General features: G+C 73.4%; 24 protein-coding genes. 9 read left to right on the forward strand and 15 right to left on the reverse strand.

Translation table 11 applies throughout. The features are described 5' to 3' along the window. Positions 1-9: 9 nt before the first annotated feature. Both AAFN69_RS26690 and AAFN69_RS26695 read right to left on the reverse strand, forming a co-directional pair. Positions 10-498, reverse strand: a complete 489-nt coding sequence (locus AAFN69_RS26690; protein ID WP_347731342.1) for a hypothetical protein — start codon at positions 496-498, stop codon at positions 10-12. 106 nt (positions 499-604) lie between these two features. Beyond that, the gene (locus tag AAFN69_RS26695) at positions 605-1,348 is read right to left on the reverse strand and encodes a TetR family transcriptional regulator (protein WP_347731343.1); all 744 of its coding nucleotides are present in this window, start codon (positions 1,346-1,348) and stop codon (positions 605-607) included. Between the two features lie 81 nt (positions 1,349-1,429). On the opposite strand from AAFN69_RS26695, the gene AAFN69_RS26700 reads away from it, so the two are divergent. Both AAFN69_RS26700 and AAFN69_RS26705 read left to right on the forward strand, forming a co-directional pair. Beyond that, positions 1,430-2,635, forward strand: a complete 1,206-nt coding sequence (locus AAFN69_RS26700) for an FAD-dependent monooxygenase (RefSeq protein WP_347731344.1) — start codon at positions 1,430-1,432, stop codon at positions 2,633-2,635. Positions 2,636-2,657: 22 nt separating this feature from the next. Continuing rightward, on the forward strand, positions 2,658-3,563 hold the full coding sequence (locus AAFN69_RS26705) for a Gfo/Idh/MocA family oxidoreductase (RefSeq protein ID WP_347731346.1): 906 nt from the start codon (positions 2,658-2,660) through the stop codon (positions 3,561-3,563). 7 nt (positions 3,564-3,570) lie between these two features. Here AAFN69_RS26705 and lnt read toward each other — a convergent pair whose 3' ends face one another. The 6 genes from lnt to AAFN69_RS26735 form a co-directional block, all read right to left on the reverse strand. Then, complete coding sequence (gene lnt / locus AAFN69_RS26710; RefSeq protein WP_347731497.1) at positions 3,571-5,037, reverse strand: apolipoprotein N-acyltransferase; 1,467 nt, start codon at positions 5,035-5,037, stop codon at positions 3,571-3,573. 185 nt (positions 5,038-5,222) lie between these two features. Further along, complete coding sequence (locus AAFN69_RS26715; protein ID WP_347731347.1) at positions 5,223-5,684, reverse strand: nuclear transport factor 2 family protein; 462 nt, start codon at positions 5,682-5,684, stop codon at positions 5,223-5,225. A 162-nt stretch (positions 5,685-5,846) separates the two neighbouring features. Further along, the gene (locus tag AAFN69_RS26720) at positions 5,847-6,986 is read right to left on the reverse strand and encodes a methyltransferase (RefSeq protein ID WP_347731349.1); all 1,140 of its coding nucleotides are present in this window, start codon (positions 6,984-6,986) and stop codon (positions 5,847-5,849) included. Positions 6,987-7,147: 161 nt separating this feature from the next. Then, positions 7,148-7,339, reverse strand: coding sequence for a hypothetical protein (locus AAFN69_RS26725; RefSeq protein WP_347731350.1), 192 nt, complete (start codon positions 7,337-7,339; stop codon positions 7,148-7,150). 52 nt (positions 7,340-7,391) lie between these two features. Beyond that, entirely contained in the window at positions 7,392-8,264 is an 873-nt protein-coding gene (locus AAFN69_RS26730; RefSeq protein ID WP_347731351.1) for an undecaprenyl-diphosphate phosphatase, read from the reverse strand. A 317-nt stretch (positions 8,265-8,581) separates the two neighbouring features. Continuing rightward, a complete protein-coding gene (locus tag AAFN69_RS26735) occupies positions 8,582-9,304 on the reverse strand; it encodes a TVP38/TMEM64 family protein (RefSeq protein ID WP_347731353.1) in 723 nt (240 codons plus the stop codon). 286 nt (positions 9,305-9,590) lie between these two features. On the opposite strand from AAFN69_RS26735, the gene AAFN69_RS26740 reads away from it, so the two are divergent. From AAFN69_RS26740 to AAFN69_RS26750, 3 genes are all read left to right on the forward strand, one after another. Further along, positions 9,591-9,731, forward strand: coding sequence for a hypothetical protein (locus AAFN69_RS26740; RefSeq protein WP_347731355.1), 141 nt, complete (start codon positions 9,591-9,593; stop codon positions 9,729-9,731). A 98-nt stretch (positions 9,732-9,829) separates the two neighbouring features. After that, on the forward strand, positions 9,830-11,008 hold the full coding sequence (gene tuf / locus AAFN69_RS26745) for an elongation factor Tu (RefSeq protein WP_347731357.1): 1,179 nt from the start codon (positions 9,830-9,832) through the stop codon (positions 11,006-11,008). Positions 11,009-11,142: 134 nt separating this feature from the next. Beyond that, entirely contained in the window at positions 11,143-11,988 is an 846-nt protein-coding gene (locus tag AAFN69_RS26750; protein ID WP_347731358.1) for a fused MFS/spermidine synthase, read from the forward strand. Here the strand turns inward: AAFN69_RS26750 and AAFN69_RS26755 are convergent. Both AAFN69_RS26755 and AAFN69_RS26760 read right to left on the reverse strand, forming a co-directional pair. Beyond that, a complete protein-coding gene (locus tag AAFN69_RS26755; RefSeq protein ID WP_347731359.1) occupies positions 11,950-13,272 on the reverse strand; it encodes an MFS transporter in 1,323 nt (440 codons plus the stop codon). The genes AAFN69_RS26750 and AAFN69_RS26755 overlap by 39 nt on opposite strands. Before the next feature lie 95 nt (positions 13,273-13,367). After that, positions 13,368-14,453, reverse strand: a complete 1,086-nt coding sequence (locus AAFN69_RS26760) for a hypothetical protein (RefSeq protein WP_347731361.1) — start codon at positions 14,451-14,453, stop codon at positions 13,368-13,370. 114 nt (positions 14,454-14,567) lie between these two features. Between AAFN69_RS26760 and AAFN69_RS26765 the strand changes: the two genes are divergently transcribed. After that, positions 14,568-15,020, forward strand: a complete 453-nt coding sequence (locus AAFN69_RS26765) for a DUF4442 domain-containing protein (protein WP_347731363.1) — start codon at positions 14,568-14,570, stop codon at positions 15,018-15,020. A 63-nt stretch (positions 15,021-15,083) separates the two neighbouring features. After that, positions 15,084-15,617 carry a gamma carbonic anhydrase family protein gene (locus AAFN69_RS26770; RefSeq protein ID WP_347731364.1) on the forward strand — a complete coding sequence of 178 codons (534 nt, stop codon included), beginning with the start codon at positions 15,084-15,086 and terminating at the stop codon, positions 15,615-15,617. Here the strand turns inward: AAFN69_RS26770 and AAFN69_RS26775 are convergent. Beyond that, positions 15,556-16,209, reverse strand: a complete 654-nt coding sequence (locus AAFN69_RS26775; protein WP_347731365.1) for an ATP-binding protein — start codon at positions 16,207-16,209, stop codon at positions 15,556-15,558. The two genes, AAFN69_RS26770 and AAFN69_RS26775, sit on opposite strands and share 62 nt — an antisense overlap. Positions 16,210-16,390: 181 nt before the next feature. Here AAFN69_RS26775 and AAFN69_RS26780 point away from each other — a divergent pair, with 181 nt between their 5' ends. Continuing rightward, positions 16,391-19,279 (forward strand): LuxR C-terminal-related transcriptional regulator, encoded by a 2,889-nt coding sequence (locus AAFN69_RS26780; protein WP_347731366.1) that lies wholly within the window; start codon positions 16,391-16,393, stop codon positions 19,277-19,279. A gap of 353 nt (positions 19,280-19,632) precedes the next feature. After that, positions 19,633-20,853 carry a cytochrome P450 gene (locus AAFN69_RS26785; protein ID WP_347731368.1) on the forward strand — a complete coding sequence of 407 codons (1,221 nt, stop codon included), beginning with the start codon at positions 19,633-19,635 and terminating at the stop codon, positions 20,851-20,853. Positions 20,854-20,987: 134 nt separating this feature from the next. Here AAFN69_RS26785 and AAFN69_RS26790 read toward each other — a convergent pair whose 3' ends face one another. From AAFN69_RS26790 to AAFN69_RS26805, 4 genes are read right to left on the reverse strand one after another with little or no spacing between them, the layout of a single operon-like run. Further along, a complete protein-coding gene (locus tag AAFN69_RS26790) occupies positions 20,988-22,259 on the reverse strand; it encodes a cytochrome P450 (RefSeq protein ID WP_347731370.1) in 1,272 nt (423 codons plus the stop codon). After that, positions 22,256-22,870 (reverse strand): ATP/GTP-binding protein, encoded by a 615-nt coding sequence (locus AAFN69_RS26795; protein WP_347731371.1) that lies wholly within the window; start codon positions 22,868-22,870, stop codon positions 22,256-22,258. The genes AAFN69_RS26790 and AAFN69_RS26795 overlap by 4 nt, the downstream gene beginning before the upstream one ends. Continuing rightward, a complete protein-coding gene (locus AAFN69_RS26800; protein ID WP_347731372.1) occupies positions 22,851-23,210 on the reverse strand; it encodes a DUF742 domain-containing protein in 360 nt (119 codons plus the stop codon). Before AAFN69_RS26800 ends, AAFN69_RS26795 begins: the two co-directional genes overlap by 20 nt. Next, complete coding sequence (locus AAFN69_RS26805) at positions 23,207-23,626, reverse strand: roadblock/LC7 domain-containing protein (protein WP_347731498.1); 420 nt, start codon at positions 23,624-23,626, stop codon at positions 23,207-23,209. The genes AAFN69_RS26800 and AAFN69_RS26805 overlap by 4 nt, the downstream gene beginning before the upstream one ends. Positions 23,627-23,788 lie beyond the last annotated feature (162 nt).

Consider the following 23,788-nt stretch of genomic DNA (forward strand, 5'->3'; position numbering starts at 1 on the left):
CCCGCCCGCTCAGCGGCCGCCCGCGCCGCCCTCGTAGACCTCTCGGGACGCCTTCCGGCAGAGGTTCGACTGCGGGCTCCCGGGCCGCCAGCCGCCGTACGCCTCGCTCAGCCCGCAGACATCGGGCGCGGCGGGGGTGATCCGGGGCAGTGGCAGCCGGGGCGGTTTCGCCCTGGCCCGGGGTGCCGGGGGAGCGGGGCGCACGGCGGGCCGCTCGGCGTTCCGGGGCGCCGGGGGTCTGTGCTCCCGGCCGGCCGCGGTCCGTTCCGGGGGAGCGCCGGCCGGGGCGGCGGAGGCCGGTCCGCCCGGGGGCGCGGTGAGCGCCTCCCGGCCCGGACCCTGTATCACCCGGGACTCGGATGCGGGTGCCGGGCGGCCGCCCGGGATCGCCGGGCCGGGCAGCGGCTCGACGGCCACACATCCCAGCAGGGTCAGTCCTGATACCGCCCAGACGGCCATACCGGCCACGGTCCTTGCGGTGGTTGTCGTTCGGTGCACGCGCGTCACTCTGATCCGTGCGGGGCCTGTTCATCGTCGGATGGGCGCACAAGGGCCCGGAAGGGTGAACTCCGGCCGGCCCGTTCCCGCGTCCGCCCCTGGCGGCTCAGTCTGTCGCGGCTTCCCCGGTCCGCGCGGTTCCCCCGCCCAATGTGCCCCATTCGTGTCTGACCGCGCGCTCGCCGAGCATCCCCCGGAGCAGCTCGGCGCATCCGGCGCGCAGGTGCGCGAGGCCGGGCCGGGCGGCGTGGTCCGCGCCCGCCGCGCAGCTGAACAGCAGGCCCTCGCACCAGGCGATCAGGGTGAGCGCGTGGCGTTCCGGCTCCGCCGAACCGGCCGCCGCCATGAGCTCGCGGAGCGGGCCGCGGAATCCGGCCGCCGCGGAGTCGTAGATCGCCCGGAGCTCTGGCCTGCGGGTCGCCTCCAGCGCCAGTTCGTACCGCGCCACGAGCAGGGCCGGCCGGGCCAGGAAGGTGTGCAGGGTGCCGGCCACCAGCTCCACCAGCCACTCGGCGCCGCCGGACGCTCCGGATCCCTCCCGGCGGGCCGCACCCGGCCACTCCTCCAGCGAGAGCAGGGCCGCCTCCCGCGCGGCCAGCCGCCGTACGGCCGCCTCCAGCAGCGCCTGGCGGGTGCGGAATCTGTTGGAGGTCGAGCCCTGGGGGAGTCCGGCCGCCTCGTCCACGGCGCGATGGGTGAGACCGCGCATACCGCGTTCGGCGAGGAGGCCGAGGGCGGTGTCGGCGATCAGTTCGGCCCGGCCGGCCGCGGGCGCGGTGGCCGAACGGGAGGCCCCCGCGCCCGGCGGGCGGGCGGCGGCCGGTTCGGGGCGGGGAGCGGGGTCGGTCATGCCCTCAGCCTACCGATCCTCACTACGGGTGTAGTACGCTCGATTTCACTACAGGTGTAGTGGACGGATCGAGGAGGAGACGTGCCCGGAACCCGTGCCATCGTCATCGGCAGTGGAATCGGCGGCCTGACCGCCGCCGTCGCCCTGCACCGCAACGGCCGGCGGGTCACCGTCCTGGAGCGCGCGGACTCCCTGGAGCCCGTCGGCGCCGGGATCGGTCTCGCCCCCAACGCCCAGCGCGCACTCGATGTCATCGGACTCGGCGACGAGATCCGCGGACTGGCCGCCTGGCAGGGCGACGGCGGCCTGTACACACCGGGCGGGCGCCGGCTCGTCCGGGTGAACAGCGGCGCCTTCGCCGAACGGTTCGGCGGCCCGCTGGTCCTGCTCCACCGGGCACAGCTCATCGAACGCCTCGCCGCCCGGCTCCCGGACGGAACCATCCGCACCGGCTGCCCCGCCGAAGTGACCGATCCAGGGGCCCCGGACGGCCGCCCGGCCAGGGTCGCCACCCCCGGGGGCGAGCTGGAGGCCGAGCTCGTCGTCGGAGCCGACGGCATCCACTCCGCCGTCCGCCGCGCCCTCTTCCCCGCCCATCCCGGCCCTTCCTACTGCGGATTCACCGCCTGGCGCACCGTCGTCCCGGCCCCCGCCGCGCCCTTCCGGCCGCACGAGACCTGGGGCCCGGGGATGATCTGGGGCAGCCAGCCCCTCAAGGACGGCCGGGTCTACGCCTATGCCGCGGCCCATCTGCCGGCCGGCGGGCACCTGGGCGACCCCGCCGCCGAGAAGGCGGAACTGCTCCGCCGCTTCGGCGGCTGGCACCACCCGATTCCCGCGATCCTCGCCGCCGCCGAACCGGAGCGGATCCTCCGCAATGACGTGCACCACCTCATCGACCCCCTCCCCGCCTTCCACCGGGGCCGCACCGCCCTCGTCGGCGACGCCGCCCATGCCATGGCCCCCAACCTCGGCCAGGGCGGCAACCAGGCCATCGAGGACGCCATCGTCCTCGCCCACCACACCGCCCCCGGCACCGATCTCGCCGGCGCCCTCGCCGCGTACAGCGCCGACCGGCTGCCCCGCACCACCGGCATCGTCCGCCGGGCCGCGCGGGTCGCCCGGGTCCAGTCGCTCCGCTCCGCGCCCGCCGCGGCCGTGCGCGCCGGCCTGCTGACCGCGGGCGCGGCTCTCGCCCCCGGAGCGGCCGTCCGGGCCTTCGACGGGATCGCCGACTGGCGTCCGCCCGTGCGCACGTATGCTGACCGGGCCCAGCAGGGCACATGATCGAATGCCCGGGAGGCAACCAGTGAAGGTCGGCTGCATCGGTCTCGGAGACATCGCGCAGAAGGCGTATCTGCCCGTGCTAGGCACGCTGCCCGGAGTCGAGCTCCATCTTCAGACGCGTACCCCGGCGACCCTGGACCGGGTCGCCGAAGCACACCGGATTCCGGCCGGGCAGCGGCACACCACTCTGGAGTCGCTGCTGGACCAGGAGCCGGACGCGGCCTTCGTGCACGCCCCGACCGAGGCCCACGCCGGGATCGTCACCGAGCTGCTCCGGGCCGGGGTCCCGACCTTCGTGGACAAGCCGCTCGCCTATGAGCTGGCCGACTCCGAGCGCCTGGTGAACCTCGCCGAATCCCGCTCCGTCGGCCTCGCGGTCGGCTTCAACCGCCGCCTCGCCCCCGGTTACGCCCAGTGCCTGGAGCACCCGCGCGAGCTCATCCTGATGCAGAAGAACCGTGTCGGGCTCCCCGGGGAACCCCGCGCCTTCATCCTCGACGACTTCATCCATGTCGTGGACACCCTGCGCTTCCTCGCCCCCGGCCCCATCGAGCACACCGACGTCCGGGCCGTGGTCCGCGAGGGTCTGCTGCACCAGGTGGTGCTCCAGCTCTCCGGCGACGGATTCACCGCCATCGGCGCGATGAACCGCAGAAGCGGCTCCACCGAGGAGATCCTGGAGGTCTCCGGGCAGGACACCAAGCGCGAGGTCCGCAACCTCGCGGAGGTCATCGACCACAAGGGCCAGCCGACGGTCCGCAGGCGCGGCGACTGGGTGCCGGTCGCCCGCCAGCGCGGCATCGAGCAGTCGGTGCTCAACTTCCTCGACGCGGTGCGCGCGGGCACCGTGCTCAGCGCGCGGGACGCCCTGCGGACACACGAACTCTGCGAGCGGGTGGTGCTGAGGGCACTGGAGCAGGCCGGCTGACCCCGGCTCAGGACGCGGACGCGGCGCGGCGCCGCACGAGGGCGCCCGCCGCCACCGCGCCCAGCAGGGCGAGCGCGCCGTACACCGGCCAGTCGCCGAAGCGGACGTACGGCGTCGTGCCGACGGCGAGCGGGACATCGAACACGGCCGCCGCCGAGCGGTCCGTGCCCAGCGGGCGGCCGATCCGGCCGCCGTCCGGACCGTGCACCGCGCTCACACCGGTGAGCGTGGCATGCACCACCGACCGTCCCGTCTCGGCCGCGCGCAGGGCCGCGAGGGACGCATGCTGCTCGGGCGCCCAGCTCCCCTGGAAGGACGAGGTCGCCGACTGCACCACCAGCAGCCGGGCGCCCTCGCGCACCAGATGCCGGCTCATGTCGGGGAAGGCCGACTCGAAGCAGACCAGCGGGCCGAACCGGAATCCGTCCGGCACCTCCATCAGCACCGGGCGGTCGCCGCGCAGCCGGTCCTCACCGGCCGCCCTGCCGACCGAGGTCGCCCAGCCCAGCAGATTCCGGGCCGGGATGTACTCGCCGAAGGGGACCAGCCGCATCTTGTCGTAGCGCGCCCCGGTCGGCCCGCGCGGACCCACCAGTACCGAACTCTTGAAGATCCCGCCGCCCCCGGCGGCATCCGTCCGCCGTGCGTCCACATTGACCAGCAGCTCCGCACCGGCCGTCCGGGAGAGCGCGGCCAGCCGCTCCGCCAGGTCCGGCCGCTCCCGCAGATCCGCGCCGACACTGCTCTCGCCCCAGACCACCAGATCGGCGCCCCGCCCGGCGAGCGCGCGGGTGAGTTCGGCCTCCCGCGCGAAACGGCGGTCGGCGCCCTCGATCACCCCCGGCTGGACGACCGCGATCCGGGCCCGGGACAGCTCGGCCGGCCGGGGCGCCCACAGCCAGACCGCCGACACGGCGAGCGCGCCGCCGGCCAGCGCGGCCAGGGCCGGCGTCCGGGCCGGGGGCACCGCGATCAGCACCACGACGGCGGTGTTCACCGCCACCACCAGCAGGCTCACCAGCCACACACCGCCCACGGATGCCAGCCGCAGCGCCGGCGGCACCTCCCACTGACTCGCCCCCAGCAGCCCCCACGGCCCGCCCAGCGCCTCCCAGGACCGCACCAGCTCGATCACCAGCCAGCCCGACGGAATCACCGCCACCGCCCGCAGGGCCCGCGCCGCCGGCGGCGCCCCGCCGAGCCGGGAGCGCACCAGCACACCCCAGGGCGCCCAGAGCAGCCCCAGCAGCGCCGCCACCACCACGATGAAGACATGGAGGCTGGGAATCAGCCAGTGATGCACCGCGACCACGAAGCCGATACCGCCGCACCAGCCCTCCATGGCCGCCCGCCGGGCCGTTGGCGCGGTCCGCACCAGCAGCAGCCACGGCACCAGCGCCACATACGCCCACCACCAGAGGGACGGCTCGGGGAAGGCGAGCGCCGGCAGCGCCCCGGCGCCGAGGGCGGCCAGGGACCGCCCGACGCCGCCGGTGAGCGGCCGGCGCGGCGGTGCGGGCGGGGCCCCGGGGGACTCCCCGTCCGCCGCCCGGCCGGCTGGAACCCGCACCCGCGCCTCCTCGCCCTGCCTCCGAAGGGACCTTCAGTGTGGGCGCGGAGCCGGCCCGTATCAACAGATCGATCTCCCCCGGGGGCCGCTCAGTCCCCGGCCGGCACCACGCCCGACCCCCGCCGCCAGCGCTCGTGCACCTCCACCCCGCTCAGCAGCCAGCCCTCCTCCGTACGCGCCGCGGTGAAGAGATACCTCCCGCCCGAGACGAAGTCGTCCCCCGACTCCGTCCGCATGGGACTCACATAGTCGGCCCGGAGTTCGGCGGTGCCGACCGGGTATCCGTCCGGTTCGGGGAGGCGTACCCGCCGGTTGACGATCAGATGCTGGCGTACGGGGAAGGCCGTCAGCGTCCGCTCCAGCCAGTCGGCCACCTCGGACGCGGGACCCTCCACACCGCCGGGACCGCGATAGTCCACGCGTCCGTCCGCGGTGAACAGGGCCCGGTAGGCGCCCCAGTCGGCGTCGTCCAGGGCCACCGCGTAACGGGAGACCAACTCATCGATGGCCAGCCGGTCCATCACTGCCGCGAGATCCACGCGCTGTGTCATCGGCTCAGTCTCGGTCAGCGGAGCCCCCAGGCCAAGAGCTGTGCAGGCCGATCACTCTCCGCCGGGGGCCCGGACCGCCCCCGGGCGGGCGCGGAGCGGCTCGCGGCGGGGCGGATGGCCGTACGCGGCGTACCGCCATCCGCGCCGCACGCCCCGCCCGTACTACTTCCTGACCGCCTTGAGCACGACGAACTTGGGATCGCTCGCCACGACCTCGCAGTCGCCGAAGAGCCGGCGCAGCCTCAGGTGGTAGCCGAGGTGCCGGTTGCCGACCACCCACAGCTCGCCCCCGGGAGCGAGGACCCGGTGCGCCCCGCCGAACATCCGGCGTGCCGTGCTGTCCGTGGTGGCCCGGTGCGAGTGGAACGGCGGATTGCAGAGCACCAGATCGGCCGAGCCGCCGGGCAGTCGCGACACCCCGTCGGCCACCAGGAACTCGGCCTCGCCCCCGCTGTTCTCGCGGTGGGTCGCCTCGGCGGAGGCGACGGCCGAGAACGACTCGTCGACGAAGGAAACCGCGGCGGCCGGGTTGGCCAGGGCCGCGGCCGTGCCCACCACACCATTGCCGCAGCCGAGATCGACCACCCGCACCGGTCCGCGGGTCCCGGGCAGGTGCTTCAGGAAGAATCTGGTGCCGATGTCGAGCCGGTCCGCGCAGAAGATGCCCGCGTGGTTGGTCACCGTCCGGCCGGACATCACCCCGATGCCGTCCGGGAGCGCGTACCGCAGCGGCCAGGGGCTGGGCCCGGCGCCGATCGCGGGATCCGGTGTGGCGAGGATCAGCCGGGCCTTCCGCACCGCCAGGGAGGTCCGGGTCGGCCCGATGATCCGTTCGAAGAGTCTCAGGGTGGAGGTGTGGATCTCGCTGACCATCCCCGTACCGACGACCACGGTGCCCTCGTGGAGGGCGGGCGCGAGCCGGTGCAGCTGGTCCTCCAGCAGCGCGAGGCTCTTCGGCACCCGGACGAGCAGGACATCGATCCGCTCGGGCGGGGTGTCCCGCGCGGAGAGCAGCCGTACGGCGCCGGCGTCGAGGCCGTTGCGCAGCAGATTGGCCCGGGTCGCCTCCCGGCCGAGGAAGGAGTCGCTGATCTGGACCGGGTGGAACGCGGCCAGGGAGGTGGCGAGTGCGCCCCACCGGTCACCGACGACGGCGACCGTTCCGGAGGGACGGGGTTCCGTCTCGCCGAGGTGCCGCAGCAGATATTCGTCGGCGGCGTCCCAGGCGCGGAGCGGATCGCGCGGATCGGCGGGGAAACGGGCGAGTGAGACCTCGCCCCATGACGTGCTCAAACGGTTCATCGTGCAGCCAGGCTAGCCGAGCCCGGCGCCCTCCGGCCGCCGCCCCTGCTCGGGGCGGTGCGGCCGTGCGCGAGGTGCGGTGAGATCCGTCGGACGGAATTCGCGGCCGGAAAGTGACGTGGGTCTCTCCGCCCGGCGGGAGGGTGTTCCCGGACCCGGGATCAGGCCGCGCGTTCGACGTTTCCGCCGCGCGCCAGCGCCGCCGCGGCCCACTTCAGTACGAGCGCCTCGTACTCCGGCCGCCGGTCCTCGGGCAGCTGCCCATCGGCCCACAGCTCGCGAATGCGTGCATTCAGCTCGGCGGCGGACAGGGCGGACAAAGAAGTCTCTGGCTCGCGTGGAAGGGGGGACATGCGAACAGATTACGGCCTCCTCGCACATGCGTCTGCCCTGTGCCGCGAGGTGTCAGTCACCCGATTCACCCGCATGCGGGCTCAGCGTGTCCGTTCCGACCAGGATGAACAGGGCGATTCCCAGGATCACGCGGTAGATGACGAACGGCATGAAGCTGCGGGTAGTGATGAAGCTCATGAACCAAGCGATCACCGCGTATCCAACAGCAAACGCGATGACCGTGGCGAAGATGGTGGGACCCCAGGACACATGGCCCTCACCCGCGTCCTTGAGCTCATACACGCCCGAGGCCAGGACCGCCGGAATGGCCAGCAGGAAGGAGTAACGGGCCGCCGCCTCACGGGTGTACCCCATCAGCAGCCCGCCGCTGATCGTCGCGCCGGACCGGGAGACACCGGGGATCAGCGCCATCGCCTGGCAGAAGCCGTAGATCAGGCCGTCCCGGACGCTCAGCTCCCGGAGCGTCTTGCGCCGCCGGACCGCGCGGTGTTTCCCGCCGGCCTCGTCGCGCGCCGCGAGGCGGTCGGCGACGCCGAGGACAACACCCATCACGATCAGGGTGGTTGCGATCAGCCGCAGATCCCGGAACGGTCCCTCGATCTGGTCCTTGAGGGTGATCCCGAGCACCCCGATCGGGATGGAGCCGACGATCACCAGCCAGCCCATCTGGGCGTCGTGGTCGCCGCGCATCGAGCGGTCGGTGAGCGAGCGGAACCACGCGGACACGATGCGCGCGATGTCCTCGCGGAAATAGATCAGCACCGCTGTCTCGGTGCCGATTTGAGTGATCGCGGTGAATGCCGCCCCCGGATCGTGCCAGCCGGCGAAAGCGGCGGTGAGCCGCAGATGCGCACTGGACGAGATGGGCAGGAACTCGGTGAGTCCCTGGACGATTCCGAGAATGAAGGATTCAAACCACGACATTGGAAAAGCACGCCACCCAAGAAAAGATTCCGTCAGACGGCGCGTGGCAATAATGGATCAGGCGCCCGTGAGATGGGCAGCGTAGCGTCCGGAGGTTACGATCCGCCGCCCTGCGGATGAAGGGTTTCCCGGGATCTCCTGTACGGACGGCCACCGGACCGGGTGAGCGCCCGGGCGCGGCGGGCGGGGTGCGGGAGCGGCGCGGCGCGTCCGTACGGGCCCTGTCCACGACACCGGCGCACCCCTTCAGGGCGCGCTGTCACCCGTCCGGGTGAGCGTGGCGGCGTCCGGCCCGGCGCGGGGTGCGGCGCGGACCGTCAATCGCCTTTCGGCGCATTGCCTTTCAGACTGTGGCGCTTGCGCCAGGCCACCACCGCGGCGACACATCCGGTGACCACGATGAATCCCATCGCCACCAGGAATGCCGGAGAGGTCGGTGACCCGGCTCGGGAACCCGCGACCACATAGGCGGCCGTGTTGGGAATCGAACCGATCGCGGTGGCCAGCAGAAAGGGTGTGTATCCCATGCGCGAGACAGCGGCACAGTAGTTGGCCGCGGCGAAGGGAATGCCGGGGAACAGCCGTATCGCGAGCATGGAACGGAATCCATGACTGCTCAGCTGGGAATCCGCCGCGCGGAGCACACGGCCCCGCAGCAGGGGGCGCAGCGCCTCCTGCCCCAGCAGCCGGCCGAGGGTGAAGGCGATACCCGCGCCCAGGACCGTGCCGGCCAGCGCGGCCACCAGACCGAACTGCGATCCGAAGAGCGCGCCCGCCGCGAGATTGAGGATCGGCCGCGGCACGAAGGCCGCGGTGCACACCCCGTACCCGGTGGCGTAGAGGATCACCGCCAGCGCGCCGCCGAGCTGAGCCGCGGGCCAGCCGTCGGAGAGCAGCCGCTGTGGCTCGTACAGCACCACCAGAGCGCCCGCCGCGGCCAGCATCAGCACCAGCAGCGACAGGCGTGACCACGGCGAGATCAGCACCTTGGTGCACCGGATGGCGAGTCCGGAGGACGGCCTGATGACGGGCTCGAACATTCGGGGAGACTAACCGACGACCATATGTGATCGCCGTAATGCCGGCGGCACGACGCGCTCGGGACCGGCTGGAAACCCGCTCGGCACGTTCCCGGAACGCTCCGGCGACCCGTACCGACCAGGGCGGATGCCGCAGCTGCCGGGGCCCGGCCGGGCCGGTGGAAAAAATCGCCCCGTACACGCCGGGGACCGCCGCCGGGCGGGACCGGCGCACCCTGCCGCGGTCAACTTCCGTGTGGGGAAAACCATTCGACGCGGGGCGCGCGGGTGGCGGATCATCATCCCCATGACCAGGCACGCCTTCCTCACAGCGCACTCCGCGGACGCGGACGCGCCGAAGGCCGCCGTCTTCTCCCCCGCGGATGACTCCGCCGCCGTCGCGGCTCTCCCCGCCGGCCTCGCACCGGCCGCCGAGAGCCGAGGCTGACCCTTCCCGGACCGTTCGGCGGGACCCCACAGGGGGAGGGTCGGCGGGGTCCAGGGGTCCTCATGAATCCGCACACCAGTGAATTCCGGGGAAGAGCCATGTCCAAAACCGCTTACGCACGCACCAAGCCGCATCTGAACATCGGCACCATGGGCCATGTCGACCACGGCAAGACCACCCTCACCGCCGCCATCACCAAGGTCCTCAGCGAGCGCGGCGGCGCCGCCTTCGTCCCCTTCGACCGCATCGACCGGGCCCCCGAGGAGGCCCGGCGCGGGATCACCATCAACATCGCCCATGTCGAGTACGAGACCGACACCCGCCACTACGCCCATGTCGACATGCCCGGCCATGCCGACTACGTCAAGAACATGGTCACCGGGGCCGCCCAGCTCGACGGGGCGATCCTCGTCGTCTCCGCGCTCGACGGCGTCATGCCGCAGACCGCGGAGCATGTGCTGCTGGCCCGTCAGGTCGGCGTCGACCACATCGTCGTCGCGCTGAACAAGGCCGACGCGGGGGACGGCGAACTGACCGACCTCGTGGAGCTGGAGGTCCGGGAGCTGCTCACCGCGCACGGGTACGGCGGTGACGCGGCGCCGGTCGTCCGGGTCTCCGGGCTGCGGGCGCTGGAGGGCGATCCCCGGTGGACCTCCGCCATCGAGGCCCTGCTCGACGCGGTGGACACCTATGTGCCCATGCCGGTCAGGTACACGGACGCGCCGTTCCTCCTCTCCGTGGAGAACGTCCTCACCATCACCGGACGCGGCACCGTCGTCACCGGCGCGGTCGAGCGGGGCACCCTGCGGGCCGGCGACCGGGTGGAGCTGCTCGGCGCGGAGTCCGGACCGCGCGTCACCACCGTCATCGGTCTGGAGACCTTCGGGAAGCCGATGGAGTCCGCCGAGGCCGGGGACAGCGTGGCGCTGCTGCTGCGCGGACTGCCGCGGGACGCGGTGCGCCGCGGGCATGTGGTGGCCGAGCCGGGGAGCATCACCCCGAGCAGGCGCTTCACCGCCCGGGTTTATGTCCTCTCGGCGGGGGAGGGCGGCCGTGCGACCCCGCTGGCCACCGGCTACCGGCCGCAGTTCTACATCCGTACGGCGGATGTCGTCGGCGGGGTCGACCTGGGCGGCACGCCCGTCGCGCGGCCCGGGGACACGGTCACCATGACCGTGGAGCTGGGCCGTGACACCCCGCTGGAGCCGGGCCTCGGCTTCGCCATCCGGGAGGGCGGCCGCACGATCGGCGCGGGGACGGTGACCACGCTCCTGTGACGCCCCCGTCCGGCCCGGGCCCGCCCCGGGCCGGACGGGGCCGGGGCAGGCCTCCGGGCCCGTACCCCTCCCGGTGAGGCCCCGGACCGCACCCCCGCGGCCCGCCGGTCCCCGTCCCGTACGACAATGGCCCCGTGGACGAGCCCGTACCCGTGACCCGGACCGTGGATCACGGCACCGCCAGGCTGCTGCCCGATGTCGACCGGGCCCGCGCCTGGCTGCTCACCGTGGACGGCGCGCCCCAGTCGTATGTGGATCTGGAGGCTCCGGCCCATCTGGAGTTCGAGTACGTCCGGCGGCTCGCCCATGTCATCGACTGCCACGACGGCGACGGCACCCCGCTCGACGTGCTCCATCTCGGCGGCGGCGCGTTCACCCTGCCCCGGTATGTGGCCGCCGTCCGGCCCGGATCCCGGCAGCAGGTCGTCGAGGCGGACAGTGGACTCATCGCCCTGATCCTGGAGAAGCTGCCGCTGCCCGCCGGCTCCGGTATCCGGGTTCACCCGGCGGACGCCCGCGCCTGGCTGGAGGCCGCCCCCGCGGACTCGGCCGATCTGATCGTCGGCGATGTCTTCGGCGGCACCCGCGTCCCCGCCCCGCTCACCTCCGTCGAGTACGCGCGGACCGTGCACCGGGTGCTCCGCCCGCACGGGGTCTACGCGGCCAATCTCGCGGACGGCGCCCCCTTCGGATTCCTCCGTTCCCAGCTCGCCAACTTCGGCTCGGTCTTCGGGGAACTCGCGCTGATCGCCGAACCCGCCGTACTGCGCGGCCGGCGCTTCGGCAACGCGCTGCTGCTCGCCTCGCACCGCCCCGTGGACATCGCCGCGCTCACCCGCAGGCTCTCCGCCGACCCCTTCCCAGCCCGGGTCGAGCACGGCGCCCCGCTGAGGAGGTTCACCGGATCCGCCGCGCCCGTCGGCGACGCCGAGGCCCAGGGGTCACCCGAGCCGCCCGACGGCGCCTTCGGGATCGGCTGACGAACCGGGCCGCGCCCCGCTGACCCGCTTGGTGCGGTACCGCAGATTCCGTACGTCCGGTACGAGAAGGACCGCCGCGGTCACCAGGATCACCAGTGCCGAGCAGCCCCAGAGCGCCGTGTCCCGTCCGAGGAGATTCTCCGCGGGACCGGCGAGCGCGGTCGCCGCCGGGGCCATCGCCACCGAGCCGAACCAGTCGTAGGCCGAGACCCGCGACAGCATCTCCTCCGGGATCTCCTGGTGCAGCGCCGTCATCCAGGCCACCCCGAACACCTCGATGGCCGCGCCGCTCACCAGCATCACCAGGGCGAGCCCGGCGGTCGGCAGCGGAATCGCCAGCGCCGCCGACGGCGCGGCGAGCGGGAAGACGCAGAGCGTGCCGGCGAGCAGCAGCCGCCGGGGTTTCCAGCGCATCATCAGCACCGCCCCGAGCAGTGTGCCGATCCCGAAGGCGGCGAGCGCCAGCCCCCAGGGGGCGGCGCCGCCCAGTTCATCGCGGGCGACCAGCGGCCCGTACACCCCCTCGGCGGTGGCGACCACGGCGACGACCACGGAGAACTGCGCCACGATGGCGAGCAGCCAGGGTCTGCTCCGCACCTCCGCCCACCCCTCGCGCAGGTCGGAGAGGAGCCCGCCGCCCGGCTCGCGCGGCCGGACACCGCTCACATCGAGAAACGCCCGCAGGGCCCCGGCGACCGCGAACGCCGCGGCGTCGACCGCCAGTACCCAGCCGGGGCCCATCGCCGCGATCATGGCCCCGCCGAGCGCCGCGCCGCCGATGCCCGCGCCGTGGGTGGCCATCCGGAAGAGGGCGAAGGCGCGGGCCGCCTGGTCGCCGCCGACGCTGGAGAGGAGCATGCCCTCGGCGGCCGGGTTGAAGAACGCGTGCGCGGTGCCGCCGAGCGCGGTGAGCAGCATCATCTGCCACAGCCGGGGGTCACCGGCGAGCACCAGAACGGCGAACACCGCCTGGGACACGCAGTTGAGCGCATTGGCCGCGACCATCACCCGGTGGCGCGGCAGACGGTCCGCCACCGCACCGCCCACCAGCAGGAAGACCACGAGCGGGAGGGTGCGGGCGGCGGCCACCAGCCCCACGTCCCCGGCGTCGCCGCCGCTCTCGATCACCGCGAACGCCGCCGCGATCAGGGCCCCGTGGCTGCCCAGGTTGGTGACGACCGCGGAAGCGGTGAGAAGGGTGTAGTTGCGGCCCGCCCAGGCGGGGGAGTGGATCCGCCGGCGGCGTGAGCGTCCGCCGGGCGGGGCGGCTGCGGGATCGGTCACCTTCCGGACTGTCCCCCGGCCGGGGCGGGCCGCCAACCGGAATAATTCGCCCCCGCCCCCCGCCCCCCGGCCGACGGTGCCCGGAGCCGGCCGCGTCAGTCCGCCGGAGTGTCCGTCAGCCGCACCGTGTTCAGGATCTGCCGCACCGTTTTGTCCGGCACCTCGCCCTTGACGCCCTTGACCCCGTACAGAACCCAGGTGCGGAAATCACCCGTCCGGTCCTTGAAGGTGAAGGCGATGGACTTCCCGTCGGTGTGGCACTTCGACTTCTTCGTCACCCCGGCCGCGGTCGCCGTCGTCACACTGCCGGTGAGCCCCGAAGCGGTGGTGTACGGCTCGGGCTTGCCGAGCTTCACCTTCTCCTTCGGGTCCGACTGGGCGTACGCCCCCCAGACCCAGGTGCCCGCCTCATTGCGCGAGGCGCTCGCGGAGTCCTTGGCGCCCTGGCCGCCCTTGGTGCCGACGGTGGCCAGTCCCCAGGTCTCCTTCCGGCCGTCCTTGTCGGTGTCCGCCTCGCACCACCGCGACGTGAAGCGGGCCGGGGCGGACATGGTGACCAGGGGAGGCCCGGCCGGGTCCTTCTCGTTCTCCAGGAAGGTGGAGACCCCCGAGCCCACGATCTCCCAGGCCGGCGGGACGTCGAACCGGGTGCCGTGCCGGGGGTTGGTGACCACCTTCCAGCCCGCGATGGTCGGTTCGGCCTCCGCCGCGTTGCGCGGATTCCCCCCGGTCGGCGCCGGTGCGCCGGCCGGGGTGCTGGGCGCGGTCGCGGTTCCCGAGCCGCTTGCTCCGGTGCCCTTCCCGGTGTCGCGGGTGCCCTTGGCCCCGTCCTCCTCCCGCAGCACCACGGCTCCGGTGACCACGGCGGCGGCGATCACCGCCGTGGCGGCGGCGATGGCCACCACGGCGGTCTTCCGCCTCTCGTTCCCCGGCGGCGGCCCCCCGCCGGGTCCCGCCGCGGGCCCGCCCTGATGCGGCGGCACCGGGTACGCCGACACGGTCGGCTGCGAGTACGGGTTCGGCTGCGACCAGCCGGGCTGCTGCCCCGGCTGACGGCCCGTCTGCGACCAGTCGGGCTGCTGGTACGGGTTCGGCTGGTGATACCCCGGCTGCTGGTACGGGTTCTGCTGCGGATCCTGCTGCGGGTTATCGCCCCCGGGCGGCTGCTGTCCTGGCCACATGGCGAGTAACGATAGAGGGCCGGTGTCACAGCGGCCACGCCCGCCCCGTCCGGGAGGGCCGCGGCGGCGCCCGGGGGATGGCCAATAGTGCTACCGATGGGTAACATCGCGGCCATGAGCGCAGATCAGCAGAGCGTGGGCGCGATGCTCGCGGCAACCGTCCCGATGGCCAGGACCCTCAATCTGGAGTTCCTGGAGACCACCCCGGAGCGCGCCGTTCTGCGCCTGCCGGACCAGCCGGACTTCCACAACCATGTCGGCGGCCCGCATGCCGGGGCCATGTTCACCCTCGCCGAGTCCGCCAGCGGCGCCATCGTCCTCGCCGCCTTCGGCGACCAGCTGAACCGGGCCGTTCCCCTCGCGGTGAGTGCCGAGATCGGCTACCGGAAACTGGCGATGGGCGAGGTCACCGCCACCGCCACACTCGGCCGGCCGATCGGCGAGGTCGTCGCGGAGCTGGACGCGGGCGAGCGCCCGGAGTTCCCCGTGAACATCGCCATCCGGCGGGCGGACGGCGCGGTCACCGGCGAGATGACCATTGTCTGGACCCTGCGCCCCCACTCCTGACCGGCGCCTCGATAGGCTGCCCGGCGTGCGCCGCCGCGGCGCGCGCCGGAAGGAGAACGCGCGATGACGGCAGAGGCATGGATCGCGGGCGTCGGCGGCAGAAGCCCGGAGATCGCCCCGGGGGCCTTCACCGCTCCCACCGCCGTTGTCGTCGGTGAGGTCTCCCTCGCCGCCGGCGCCTCCGTCTGGTACCACGCCGTACTGCGCGGGGACTGCGGCCCCATCGTCATCGGCGCCGATTCCAACATCCAGGACAACTGCACCGTCCATGTCGACCCCGGCTTCCCGGTGACGGTCGGCGAGCGCGTCTCCGTCGGCCACAACGCCGTACTGCACGGCTGCACGGTGGAGGACGGCGCACTCATCGGCATGGGGGCCACGGTGCTCAACGGCGCCCATATCGGCGCCGGTTCACTCGTCGCCGCTCAGGCGCTCGTACCGCAGGGGATGCGGGTGCCGCCGGGTTCCCTGGTCGCGGGGGTGCCGGCGAAGGTCAGACGCGAGCTGACCGAGGAGGAGCGGGCCGGGATCACCCTCAACGCGACCATGTACCTGGAGCTGGCGAAGGCACATCGCGAGGCGGTGCCGGAGGACTGACCGGGACCGTCCGCCGGTGGTCGCCGGGCCCCGCCGGCTGCCGCCCGATGCCGTGCGCGAGGCCGGTCTCCCGCGCGGGAGGAGCGGCGCTCGCCGGCCGGCCGGCCGCGGGCCCGGGGGCGTCGGGCGCCAGCAGGAACTCCGCCGCCACCACACTGCCCACCGGCTCCCTGCGGGTGACCGTACGGCTCGCGAAGGCGTCGACCAGCCGCAGCCCCCGCCCGCACTCCGCATGCGCGTCCAGCGGCTCCCGGCGCGGCCCGGCGCGGTGCTTCCAGTGCCCGCCGTCCCGCACCTCGGCGGTCAGGACGTCGCCGTGCCTCTTGATGGCCAGCGCGACCCAGCTGCTGCCGCTGTGCAGCACCACATTGCCGACGAGCTCGGTCACGATCACCGAGAGTGCCTCGTCGCACTCGTCCCGCAGCCGCCACCGGCGGGCCACCGCCCGGGCGAAATGACGCAGCGCCCGAGTCGATTCCGGGGTGGCGGGCATCGCGCACTGGGCCAGCCCGGCGGTGGTGCCGTGCGGTACGGCGCCGTGCGGCACGGTGCCGGGGCGCGGAGGCTGAACGGACTTCTCTGATGCGATCACGTCGGACTCCTTCTGCCCAGGTGGACGGCCGGGCCGATGAGGCTACGCTCGCTGTCACCGGGTGCCCCGCGCAATTGGGGAGACCGAAGTACGGATACCCGAAGAAATGAACCGCCCGGAAACACCCGGCGACGTCCGGGGGAATCCGCCCGCACCCGGCGACCGCGAGGGGAGTGAACCGGTGACCGCACTCAGTGACGAGGGCTGGGAGCGATGGCTGCGCCAGACCGTCGGACATCCCACCCGCCGGCCCGCTCTGCTGCTGCTGGAGGGCAGCGCCGGTACGGGCAAGAGCCGCCGCCTCGATCAGCTCCTGGAGCGGTCGGCGGGCGGATCCCGGACCAGGGTGGTCCTGACCTTCACGGCCTCGGGCATGGAGTCGTCCGTCCTCCCGGACGAGCCCGGGCCGCCGGCCCCCGGGTCCGGCGGCCCGGCCGCCCCCGCCGACCGCCGTCCCGGCCCCGACCGCCGGGAGCCCGCCCCCGCCCGGCCGGAATCCGGCCCCGCGGCCGGGGACCCGCCGGACCTGGCCGGACTGCTGGATCCCGCGTCCGGCCGGCCCCTGCTGCTGATCGCCGACGATGTCCACCGGGCCGGCGAGGAGGGGCGCGAGCTCCTGAGCCGGCTGCTGGAGCGCCCGCCGGACGCGCTGGCGGCCGTCCTCGCCTACCGCCCCGAGGAGCTGCCCGCCCCCGGGCTCGTCCTGGGCCGCGCCGTCGCCTACCCCGCCCGTCTCTCCGCGGCCCGGATCCGTCTGGAACCCCTCGACGCCGACGGTGTGCGCCGCATGGTGGAGGAACGTCTCGGCGCCGAGCACTGCCCGCCCGCCCTCACCGCCCGGATCCATGAGCGCTCCGGCGGAATCCCCCAGGTCGTCGCCGATCTGGTCGCCCAGCTCGACGACGCCCACGGCACCGCCGGCATCCGCACCCCCGCGGAGCTCGACGCCACCGGTGTCCCGGTACGGGTCGCGGAACAGATCACCGCGCGCCTCGCCGCACTCCCCGGGGAGCACCACCCGGTCGCCTGCGCCGCCGCCGTGCTCGACGGCCCCGCCGGGGCCCGTGAGCTGTACGCCGTCGCCGGACTCGACCCGGAGGCCGGACGCGGCTCCCTGGTGGCGGCGCTGCGGCACTCCGTGCTCCTGGAGACCGGCACCGACCGCTACGGCTTCGTCCCGCCGGTCGCCGGCACCGCCGTGCGCGAGCTGACCCCCGGCCCGATCCGGCAGGAGATGCACCGCAGGGCCGCGGAGGTGCTGGTGCGCCGGGATCCCGTCGACTGGGCCCGGGTCGCCGGCCACCGCAGATACGGCGGCGGGCCGCGCGGCTGGCTCCGGGCCGTCGAACACGCGGCCCGGCAGACCGCCGCCGCCGGAGCCCACCAGACGGCGATCGGACTGCTGGAGGAGGCGCTCTCGCACCCCGCGGCCGACCGGGAGACCCGGGCCCGGCTCGCGGTGCTCCTCGCCCACAGCGCCGTCCTCGGCCTGCACACCGATCACACGGTGCGGGTGCTCCGCCAGATCCTCGACGAGCAGGCCCTCCCCGACGCCGCCCGCGGCCGTATCCGGCTCGATCTGGGCCTGGTCCTCTACAACCAGGCGGGCATGGGGCTGGAGGGCGTGGTCGAGCTGGAACAGGCCGTCGGCGAACTGACGGGCCGGCCCGCGCTCGCCGTCCGCGCGATGTCGGCGCTCGCCATGCCCGTCATGTCCTCCGTACCGCTGGAACGCAATCTGCACTGGCTCCGGGAGGCCCGCAAGGCGGCGGAGGAGAGCGACGACGGGGAGATCCGCGTCACCGCCGACGCCAACTGTGTCGCCATTCTGCTGGAGACCGGCGACCCGGCCGCCGGGGAGGCCCTGGACCGGCTGCGTGCCCAGGGCGACCGCCCCGGCCGGCTGCCCCATGTGGCGCGCGGGCTGATCAACGCCGCCGACGCCGCCGTCTGGCTCGGTGCCCTGCCGGGTGTCGGTGCCCTGGCGGGCGTCGACGATCTGCTGGAGGAGGGGCTGGACGCGGCGGCCCGGGCCGGCGCCTCCTATGTGGAACAGGACGGCCGGGGCACCGTACTGCTCCTCGACTGGATGACCGGCCACTGGGACGGTCTCGCCGCCCGGGCCCGCGCCTTTCTCGCCGAGGAGCGGATCATGCCGGGCCCGGCCGCCGACGCCCGGATCGTCCTCGGGCAGCTGGCCCTCGCACAGGGCGAGTGGCAGCAGATGGCCGCCTGGCTCTCCGGCGACGGCCGGCCACTGCCGCTGGGCTCCCCGCTGCCGCATGTCGCGGCGGCGGCCGGGGCGCTGGTGCGGACCGCGCTGGCCCGCGACGACACGGAAACGGCCGCCGCCGAGGCGGCCGCCGGCTGGGACCGGATCCGGGACAAGGGCGTCTGGGCCTGGGCGGCGGAGCTCGCGCCCTGGGCGGTGGAGGCCACCGCGCGGGCCGGCCGGCTCCCCGCCGCCCGGGCCATGACCGAGGAGTACGAGAAGGGGCTGGCCGGACTGGGCGAGGCCACCGCGCCATCGGCGGTCGCGGCGCTCGCCTGGTGCCGGGGCGTCCTGGCGGAGGCCGCCGGCGCGCCGGACGACGCGGTGGCCCACTACCGGGAAGCGGCCGGGCGGTACGCCGCGGTCTCCCGGCCCTACCCGGCGATCCTCACCACCGTGGCGGCCGGCACCTGCGCTCTGGAGGCCGCCCGTGAGGCGGGCGCGGAGTCCGGCGCCGCGGCCGAGTCCGCCGCCGCCGCCGATCTGACCGAGTGTGTCGAGCGGCTGACCGCGCTGGGGGCGGGCTGGGACGCCGCGCGGGTGCGCGCCGAGCTCCGCGTCCACCGCCCCACCGCCGGGCAGCGGCCCCGTGGCCGCCCGGGGTACGGGGACCAGCTCTCCCCGCGCGAGCAGGAGGTGGTCGACCTCGCCTCCGGGGGACTGACCAACCGGGAGATCGCCGCCACCCTCCATCTCTCCCCGCGCACCGTCGAGCAGCATGTCTCGCGGGCCCGTCGGAAGCTGGAGTCCCAGTCGGGGCAGCCGCTCAGCCGGCCGCGCGGCGGCCGGACCGGCTGAGCGCGCCGGGCCCCGCCCGTACACCCGGTGCCCGTCCTCGCCCCCGCTCCCGGGTACGGCCCGTGCGCCGCCGCCCCGTACCCGGGAGCCCGATGCGCACCCACTGGCGGGGGTGGTCAATGGCACGACCACGCAAATACGGCTGGAATTCGCCGTTGCCCCATCCGTCCCTCCTGTGAACCCCTGTCTCCACGCTGTCCGGAATTATCTGCGTATCCGGGGATCTGTCACTACGTGAACCTCCTGGGCACGCTCCGTTGCGAATAAATCAAAATCGGCCAAGAGCAGTCTGTCTCCGCAGGGGAATGATCACTACGTTGGGTCAGTCTTCAGTCACCGCAGAGGGAGCGAGCATGGCCACCACACAGCACGTCCCGGACATTCTGTCGCCGGAGTTCGCGGAGAACCCGTATCCGGCCTATCGAGCGATGCGGGAAAGTGCCCCCCTGATCTGGCACGAGGCCACCAACAGCTGGCTCATTTCGCGCTTTGAGGACGTCGAGCGCGCCTTCAAGGACAAGGACTCCGTCTTCACGACGGACAACTACGACTGGCAGGTCGAACCCGTACACGGCAAGACCATCCTTCAGCTCAGTGGCCGAGAACACTCGGTCCGCCGGGCTCTGGTCGCCCCCGCCTTCCGGGGCAGCGAGCTGCGGGACCGGATCCTTCCGGTCATCGAGCGCAACGCCCGCGAGCTGATCGACCCCATCCGCTCCGCGGGCGAGGCCGATCTGGTGGACGCCTTCGCGACCCGCTTCCCGGTCAATGTGATCGCCGACATGCTCGGGCTCGACAAGGCCGACCACGAGCGCTTCCACGGCTGGTACACCACCGTCATCGCCTTCCTCGGCAACCTCGCCGGGGACCCGGAGATCGCGGCGGCCGGCGACCGGACCCGGGTGGAGTTCGCCGAGTACATGTTCCCGATCATCCGGGAGCGCCGGGCGAACCCGGGCGACGATCTGCTCTCCGTGCTCTGCGCGGCCGAGGTCGACGGCGTGCGGATGAGCGACGAGGACATCAAGGCATTCTGCAGCCTGCTCCTCGCGGCCGGCGGCGAGACCACCGACAAGGCGATCGCCGGCATCTTCGCCAATCTGCTCACCCACCCGGAACAGCTCGCGGCCGTCCGGGAGGACCGCAGCCTGATCGACCGGGCCTTCGCCGAGACGCTGCGCTACACCCCGCCGGTCCACATGATCATGCGCCAGACGGCGGCCGATGTGACCCTCAGCGGCGGCACCATCCCCGCCGGCGCCACCGTCACCTGCCTGATAGGGGCGGCCAACCGGGACGCCGAGCGGTTCCACGAGCCCGACACCTTCAACATCTTCCGTGACGACCTGACCTCGGCCAACGCCTTCTCCGCCGCCGCCGACCATCTCGCCTTCGCCCTCGGGCGGCACTTCTGCGTCGGCGCGCTGCTCGCCCGTGCCGAGGTGGAGACCGGGGTCAACCAGCTCCTCGACGCCATGCCGGACATGCGGCTCGCCGATGGTTTCGTACCGTCCGAGCAGGGCGTCTTCACCCGGGGCCCGGCTTCCCTGCCGGTGCGGTTCACCCCCGCGTGAGCCCCGCCGCGGACCGGGCGGGCCGCGCCCGCCGGTGAGCGCGCGGCCCGGCCCCGCCCGGACGCGCGCTCACGGGGGCGCGCGTCCGGGTGACCGGGGTCATGGTGCGTGCGGGCACCGCCGCCCGGCCGCCGTCAGCGGACGGCCGGGGTGAAGCGCGCGGGCAGCGAGGTCAGCCCGCGCATCCAGATCGACGGCCGCCAGGTCAGCTCCTCCGGCTCCACCGCCAGCACCACGTCCGGCAGCCGCTCCAGCAGCGTCTCGACCGCGGTACGGGCGATGACATCGGCCAGCAGCGGTGCCGGATAGGGGCAGCGGTGCTCGCCGTTGCTGAAGGAGAGATGCGCCGAGTTCTCCGCCCCGATGTGGCCCTCGGGCCAGATCTGCGGATCGGTGTTGGCGGCGGCCAGCCCCAGCACCAGACAGTCCCCGGCCCGGATCTGCCGGCCGCCGAGCTGGGTGTCGCGCACCGCCCACCGGCCGATGAAGTTCTGGGTGGGGGTGTCCAGCCAGAGCACCTCGTTCAGCGCCTGCCCGACACTGAGCCGGCCGCCCGAGACATTGAGCGCGAAACGGTCGTCGGTGAGCAGCAGCCGCAGCGTGTTGCAGATCCAGTTGGCGGTCGGCTGCTGGGCGGCGGCGATCACCGAGATCAGGTCCTGGACGATCTCCTCGTCCGTGAGCCCGGCCGGATGGAGCAGCATCCGCGAGGTGACATCCGGCCCCGGCGCGGACCGCTTCTCCTTCACCAGCCGGTGAATGCGCTCACCCACCCGGATGTACGCGGCCACCGGGTCGTCGCCCTCGCCGGCGTCGAGCGTGATGCGCAGATCGCTCACCAGCTCCTCGGTGTCCTCGTTGCCGAGCGGCATACCGCACATCTGGACGGCGGCCCGCATCGGCAGGGCATGGGCGTACGCCGACATCAGCTCGGCCCGCCCGCTGCCCGCGAAGGCGTCGATCAGCCCGTGTGCGATCGCCCGGCTCCACTGCGCCAGCTCGAACTGATCGACCCCCTCCAGCGCCTGGGTGATCACCCCGGCGCGGCGCTGGTGCTCGGGGCCCTCGGTGAAGAGCACGGACGGCTGGTAGCCGACATAGGGCAGCAGCGGCCAGTCCTGCGGGATGTTCTCCCACTGGTTCCAGCGCCGGGAGTCCCGGGCGAAGAGCTCGTCGTGCCCGGTCACATAGGAGACCTCGGCGTATCCGAGGACCAGCCAGGCCGGAATGCCGCCGTCCAGCAGGATCGGTGCCACCGCGCCGTGGTCGCGGCGCATGTTCCGGTACAGCTCCGACGGGGTCTGCTGGTACTCCAGACCGCTGAGCGGGATGGCCCCGGCGTGGGCCGGGCACCCCGGTGGCGGCCCGGTCCGGCCGCGGGTGTCGGATCCGGTGGGGTCGGTCATGTGGTCATCTCCCGGGCCACGGCCAGTGCGTGGAGGTGGTCGACAAGGCTGATCAGGACATGCTTGCCGGAGGAACGGATCCGGGCGTCGCATTCGATCAGCGGGACATGCGGCGGCAGGGCGAGTGCCTGGCGTATCTCCTCCAGCGCGAAGGCGGCCGGGTCGCTGTCGAAGCGGTTGACCGCCACCACGAACGGAGTGCGGTGGTGCTCCAGCCGGTCGATGGCGTACCAGGAATCGCTCATCCGCCGGGTGTCGACCAGCACGACGGCGCCGAGGGTGCCGGAGAAGAGCCGGTCCCAGAGGAACCAGAAGCGCTCCTGCCCCGGGGCGCCGAAGAGATAGAGGACCATCTGGCTGTTGAGGCTGATCCGGCCGAAGTCGAAGGCCACCGTGGTGGTGGTCTTGGTGCTGGGGCCGGCCGGTTCGTCGACGCCGATGCCCGCCTGGGTCATCACCTCCTCGGTGTTGAGCGGACGGATCTCGCTCACCGAGCGCACCAGTGTGGTCTTGCCGACGCCGAAGCCGCCCACAATGACGATCTTCAGTCCGGTCTCGGCGGAGTCCACCAGCGGGGTGCGGGCGGGCAGTTCAGAGATTGCGGAGTCCAACGAGCACCTCCTCCAAGAGGGCGGAATCGGGCAGGCCGACGAGCGAGCGCGCCGCCCGGGGATGGCGGGCGGTGATGCGCCCCGTCGCCAGGAGATCGCCGAGCAGAATCCGCACCACCGTGATGGGCAGTTTCAGCTCCGCCGAGATTTCCACCACCGCTATGGGATGCCTGCACAGTTCGAGTATCCGGACCTGCTCCGACTGCATGCCCGGCGACGGTGCACACTCGCTGACGACCAGGGTCACCAGGTCGAACGATTCGTCGTCGACACGGCTGCGGCCCCCGGTCACGATGTAGAGCCGGTCGGGATCACCCATGTCGACGGGGCGGCGGATCATGACAGCCGCGTCTCCGGTGCCATGGCCCGGGGTTCCGCCCGCAGATGCTCACCGATCTGCTCGACCAGCTCGGTCATCTGGTGTCCCACGGCGCCCGGATCGGCGCCGTCCTCGGCCACCACCGCCAGATGGGCGCCGGAGCCGGCCTCGACGATGAAGAGCAGTCCGCCGTGGAACTCCGTCATGGAGTGCCGTACTCCGCCGCTGCCGTTGCCGAACTCGACCGAGGCGCCCTGGGCCAGTGCCTGGATGCCCGAGCAGATGGCGGCGAGCTGGTCGGCCTGGTCGAGCGTCAGATGCGGGGTCCAGCAGAGCTTCAGACCGTCGCGGGAGAGCACCAGCGCGTGCCGGGTGCCCGGGGTGCGGTCGAGGAGTCCTTCCAGTAGCCAGGTCAAGCTGTTGTCCGTTGTTTGAATGGGCTGCATGATTCCGCGTGGGCTGGTGCTGCCGGACGAACCGGGCACCGGCCCGTGCCTCCTGTCTCCCGTTTGCGTGTGTGGTGCCGTGTGCCGCGGTGCGCGGCGCACGGCCTGTGCGGGGCGGGGCGGCTCCCGGCCGCCCCGCTGCCCGGGGTCAGT

This window comes from Streptomyces sp. CAU 1734 (assembly GCF_039888735.1).
Classification (GTDB): Bacteria; Actinomycetota; Actinomycetes; order Streptomycetales; family Streptomycetaceae; genus Streptomyces.

Excerpts from the sequence above, each read along its gene's own strand:
- AAFN69_RS26765 (WP_347731363.1), top strand. The coding sequence starts at position 14,568 with ATGAGCGCAGATCAGCAGAGCGTGGGCGCGATGCTCGCGGCAACCGTC.
- AAFN69_RS26800 (WP_347731372.1), bottom strand. The coding sequence starts at position 23,210 with ATGATCCGCCGCCCCGTCGACATGGGTGATCCCGACCGGCTCTACATC.
- AAFN69_RS26695 (WP_347731343.1), bottom strand. The coding sequence starts at position 1,348 with ATGACCGACCCCGCTCCCCGCCCCGAACCGGCCGCCGCCCGCCCGCCG.
- AAFN69_RS26740 (WP_347731355.1), top strand. The coding sequence starts at position 9,591 with ATGACCAGGCACGCCTTCCTCACAGCGCACTCCGCGGACGCGGACGCG.
- AAFN69_RS26760 (WP_347731361.1), bottom strand. The coding sequence starts at position 14,453 with ATGTGGCCAGGACAGCAGCCGCCCGGGGGCGATAACCCGCAGCAGGAT.
- AAFN69_RS26735 (WP_347731353.1), bottom strand. The coding sequence starts at position 9,304 with ATGTTCGAGCCCGTCATCAGGCCGTCCTCCGGACTCGCCATCCGGTGC.
- AAFN69_RS26720 (WP_347731349.1), bottom strand. The coding sequence starts at position 6,986 with ATGAACCGTTTGAGCACGTCATGGGGCGAGGTCTCACTCGCCCGTTTC.
- AAFN69_RS26790 (WP_347731370.1), bottom strand. The coding sequence starts at position 22,259 with ATGACCGACCCCACCGGATCCGACACCCGCGGCCGGACCGGGCCGCCA.
- AAFN69_RS26725 (WP_347731350.1), bottom strand. The coding sequence starts at position 7,339 with ATGTCCCCCCTTCCACGCGAGCCAGAGACTTCTTTGTCCGCCCTGTCC.
- AAFN69_RS26730 (WP_347731351.1), bottom strand. The coding sequence starts at position 8,264 with ATGTCGTGGTTTGAATCCTTCATTCTCGGAATCGTCCAGGGACTCACC.
- tuf (WP_347731357.1), top strand. The coding sequence starts at position 9,830 with ATGTCCAAAACCGCTTACGCACGCACCAAGCCGCATCTGAACATCGGC.
- AAFN69_RS26785 (WP_347731368.1), top strand. The coding sequence starts at position 19,633 with ATGGCCACCACACAGCACGTCCCGGACATTCTGTCGCCGGAGTTCGCG.
- AAFN69_RS26715 (WP_347731347.1), bottom strand. The coding sequence starts at position 5,684 with ATGACACAGCGCGTGGATCTCGCGGCAGTGATGGACCGGCTGGCCATC.
- AAFN69_RS26770 (WP_347731364.1), top strand. The coding sequence starts at position 15,084 with ATGACGGCAGAGGCATGGATCGCGGGCGTCGGCGGCAGAAGCCCGGAG.